The organism is Ilumatobacter sp., from assembly GCF_039969435.1.
In the GTDB taxonomy this organism is placed as follows: domain Bacteria; phylum Actinomycetota; class Acidimicrobiia; order Acidimicrobiales; family Ilumatobacteraceae; genus Ilumatobacter_A.
Genome location: NZ_JBDVNU010000019.1, coordinates 1 through 4,371, shown reverse-complemented (window position 1 = coordinate 4,371; position 4,371 = coordinate 1). Strand labels below are relative to the sequence as shown.

1 protein-coding gene and 2 pseudogenes are annotated in these 4,371 nt (G+C 64.9%); 1 reads left to right on the top strand and 2 read right to left on the bottom strand.

All coding sequences use genetic code 11. The annotated features are described in order from the left end of the window. Positions 1–1,919: pseudogene (locus ABJK40_RS11125) on the bottom strand (hypothetical protein); the annotation flags it as partial. A 450-nt stretch (positions 1,920–2,369) separates the two neighbouring features. Then, positions 2,370–3,509, bottom strand: coding sequence for a hypothetical protein (locus tag ABJK40_RS11120; protein WP_348480912.1), 1,140 nt, complete (start codon positions 3,507–3,509; stop codon positions 2,370–2,372). A 439-nt stretch (positions 3,510–3,948) separates the two neighbouring features. On the opposite strand from ABJK40_RS11120, the pseudogene ABJK40_RS11115 reads away from it, so the two are divergent. Next, positions 3,949–4,371 (top strand): annotated as a pseudogene (locus tag ABJK40_RS11115) (hypothetical protein); the annotation flags it as partial.

Genomic DNA, 4,371 nt, shown 5'->3' with positions numbered 1-4,371 from the left:
GGTGTGTAGTTGTGGTCTTCGAAGATGACTCGGGCGTTGCGTGGGAAGGTGCCGGGTACTTGGCGGACGTATGTGGATGTTCCTTGGTCGATGCGGACCTCGATGGTTCCGTTGCCGAGGTCGGTGATGCAGTGTTGCCGGCGGATGGCGACCGATTCCATGCCTTCGGTGTCGGCGTATGCGTAGTACGGGTCGTTGTCGGCGCGTCCGCCGTTCTGCCAGATCGACAGGCCGTCGAAGGGTCCAGCGAGTTTGATGCCGAAGGTCTGGGGTGCGTGGAGTGATCCGGTGTTGTCGACGCCGGTGGTTCCGGGTCCGGTGTGGGCGATGTACTGCTTTCCGTCCTGGACCCTGATTGCGTTGTTGGGTGTGATGACCACTTCGGTCCACTGGCGGCCGCCCATGTTGGTGACGTTCTGGTCCCAGCAGACTTCGTGCACGCTGGGGAAGACCTGTTTGGGTGAGAAGGCGATGGTGGAGTATCCGTCGACGTCACCCATGGAGGTCATGAAGTGCTCTCGACACATGTAGGTGTTGCTGGCTCGATCCTGGGCGGAGAGCGTGCGGCCCTGGGTGGGTGGTCCGCAGTCGAGTCCGTGGTCGCCGGTCCAGGTGTTGGTGCCGAGCCTCTGGTTCGGCTGAGCCGGGTAGTTGACGTCGGGGTCGTGGTCGGAGCGGTGATGGACCTGCACATCGATCCGGTCCAGAGCAGCCGCCGTGTCGAACGTCTCGATCCAACCGGGACCGGTCGGCCTGGGCGAAGGCTCCGGGTTGCTGCCGCCTGGTGCAGCGGGTGTGCTGGTGCGAGTGTCGACGAGGCGCAGCGGTGTGAACGACGTGATGTTCGCGCTCGCCGGGTACGCGCCGTTGAGGTCGACGACGAGGTCGACGTCGGTGGAAGCACTCATGCACACCCTTCCGCCGGTGCCGAGCCCGATGATCGTCGTGTTCGACACCGGACGGTCCTCGTAGTTCAGGCTGGCGGTTGCGGGCTGATTGCCGCCACACGGCCAGGCCACGACGTAGCCGCGAGCAGCGGGACGCACGGCGGCGATGTTGATCGCCGCAGCGGTGGCATCGCTCGGAACTCCCGGATGGCCGCTGATCTGCACCTCGAGAACGGTGCCGGCTGCCACCCGACGTTCGAGGCGCGTGTCGACGAGGCGCTGCGGGTCGAAGGGTGCTTCCCCGGATGCGGCGAACGATCCATTGGCGTCGATGACGACGTCTGTGGGAGCGCTGCTTTCGAGACAGACTTGCCCGTTGGTGCCGAGGGCGACGGCGGTGGTGTTCGAGACGGCCGGGCCGGTGCTGTAGTTCAGTGCGGCCGTCGACGGCTTCGGACCTCCACAAGGCCATGCGACCAGGTAGCCGGCCTGGCTTGCTCGTGCAGCGGCGATGTTCAGCACGGCGGCTGATGCATCGACAGGAATGGACCCGCGGCCTCCGACGTCCACGGCAAGTGTCTGGCCCGCTGCGAGTGGCTGGGCGTTTCGGGTGTCGAGCAGGCGCTCCGGGTTCTGCCCGACGAACGCGCCACCGGAACCGAAGACGCTGTTGATGTCGACAATGAGGTCGACATCATTCGACCGAGACATGCAGACGGTACCCGTTGCGCTGAGCGTGACGATCGTGCTGTTCGAGATCGGAGCGCCCGGTCGATAGTTCAGGCTGGAGGTCGCCGGCTGCGGTTGGTCGCAGGGCCATGCGACCACGTAGCCGGGCTGCTGGGCCCGCGCAGCGGCAATGTTCAGGACTGCAGCGGTCGCATCGTCGGGCACCTCGGCGACAGCACGAACGTCGATCTCGAGAATCGGTGGAGCAGCCTGCGTGGTCGCTCCCGGTTGCGTGACCACAGCGACACCGACCAGCGTCGAGACGACGAGACCGACCGTGGTCAGGACGTGGGGGAATTTCACGGTGTTCTCCTTACGTCGCCGGTTCAGGCGAAGTTGTTCACGGTGAGACGTCGGCGTGGGGATCGCTTCACTCGATCGATTTCTCGGTATCGGCGCGCACACGCCGGAACTGAATGCTTTCTTGCGCACGACGAGGAACCGTAATCAAATCGTCATGTGAACGGTGGGCATTCGTCAAGATGTCACGGAGGAGACGACAGGTGTCGGCATGCGTCCGTCGAGTCAGCCCTGCTACGACGATCAGCACGCCCGTTCGGGAGTCACGGACGTTGACGAGTGACACACCTCTGTCGAGGTGGGTTGGCGGCTCTCGCCGAGCGCGTCGTACCTGCGTGTGACGAGACGTCGAGGTCGGCGGACGTTCGGCTCCCGCCGAACCGTCATTCGACGCACATCACGCCGGTCGATCTCGCCGAGAGGAAGTAGCGAGCCGGCAGAGTTTGTGGACACTCAACCGATGATCAAGAACTGGAACGAGGTGTCCTCGGCGACGACGTTTCCGGCAAGAGCATCGTTCTCTCCGAAGCACCCGACGCCGAAGCTGAACGTGGTCGTCGTCGACGTGACGGGATACGCGACGGAGCAGGCGCTGGCGCGGGACCCGACACCGGGTTCCTCGTCGCCGAACGCCGTGACCTGTACGACCCCGTCGATCGGCGCGTCGAGCCCGCTGATGGTGACGGTGTACGCCCCTGAACCGTCTGCACCTGACGCGAGTGACGCGGTCGTTCCCAGTGGTCCGTTGAATTGTTGGATGGCCGGTGTGGCATCGGCGACGTCGCGAACGATACCTGTGGCCATGACCGGCAGGTTGTCTTCGATCGTGTCGATCCGGTCATCGAGCGCAACCACGGACCCGTCGAGCGAAGCGACGGTCTCGCTGATCGTGCCGACGGACTCTTCGAGCGCATCGACGCTCTGGTCGATCGTGCCAACCGACGCCTCCACCGAGTCGACGGATTCTCCGAGGACGCCGACGGTCTCTCCGACAGCAGCGATGGAATCCTCGAGGGCTTGGGTCTCCTCGCCCAACTCCTCCTCGGTGAGGTATCGATCGTCGTGATTGTGGTTGGCGTAGTAGCCGTTCACGTCGATCACGACTCCGACAGAGCCGGCGTTGTTGTAGAGGTTGAAGGTCCCCGTCGGAGACAAAGGAGTGTTCACGGCGTTCGGTGTCGGCGCCTGCCCTGGTTCGGGATTGAGGTTGGCCGTTCCGGGGTTGGGGCCACTACCCCAGAAGGCGAGGAAGGTTCGCTCCGAGGGTCGCACGGAAACGACGTTCATCGAGAGGCCGACGGCGTCGTTCGGAATCGCGCTGGCGCCGGTGCAGCGTCCGTTCGAGCCGTGAGCGGTCACGGTGATCTGTTCGGGGCCCTCGAGAGGTGTGGCGCGCCCTCCGACGGTGACATCTGCTCGGGTGTCCAAGAGGCGGCAGGGGTTGATCGGGACGAAGATCGGACGGTCGCCGTCGGCGACGTCCGCCGACGCAAGGTTGTATCCGCCCAGCCCGACCGCCCCGATCAGGGTCAGTCCGGCGACACCGATCGAAATGCGTTGTGCGAGGCGAGAAGAAGAGGGGGCGCGGTTCACGATTCAGGACGTTACTCCGGACGCCACCCGAGCGACCGGAGCGATCTGCTGCCCGTTCGTCCGTTGCTCGGACGCGTTGCCCTGTGTCACTCCGGGTGGTCGAGATGCCTTGTAACCTGACCGAAACAAATGTCATCGGATCGAAATCTGCTCACGTCGAATCTTCTCCGGACCGATACCGCTGAGCGGGGTTCGACCCTGTGCGGAATCGACCGCTCCACTCCACCCAGGAGATCTCATGCTGCTCAACAACTACGCCTCGACGGTTCGTCTGCGATGGCATTCCCGACTCGGGCGATCGATGCTGGTGGTGGCGACCGTCGCTGGTCTGATCGCGTTCGCGTCCGACGCTGGCCTCGCTCAGACTGCCGACGTCGCCGGCGTGACGCGTGTGTCGGTTGCTGGTGAGGGGGTGGTGCCGGTGGGTGCGTCGGCGGCGGTGTTGAACATCGCGGCGGCGCGTGCGTCGGTGAATGGCTATGTGGTGGCGTGGCCGTGTGGTGAGGAGCGTCCGGTGGCGGCGAGTCTGAACTATCGGCCGGGTGCGGCGGTGTCGAATGCGACGGTGGTGGCGTTGGGTGATGCTGGAGATGTGTGCCTGTGGTCGTCGTCGCCGGTCGATCTGGTCGTCGACGTCAATGCGGCCTATCCGCAGGGCAGTGAGTTGGTGTCCTTCACACCGACCCGTTTGCTCGACACCCGCGGATCTGCACAGCCGTCGGAGGTGACGCGTGTGTCGGTTGCTGGTGAGGGGGTGGTGCCGGTGGGTGCGTCGGCGGCGGTGTTGAACATCGCGGCGGCGCGTGCGTCGGTGAATGGCTATGTGGTGGCGTGGCCGTGTGGTGAGGAGCGTCCGGTGGCG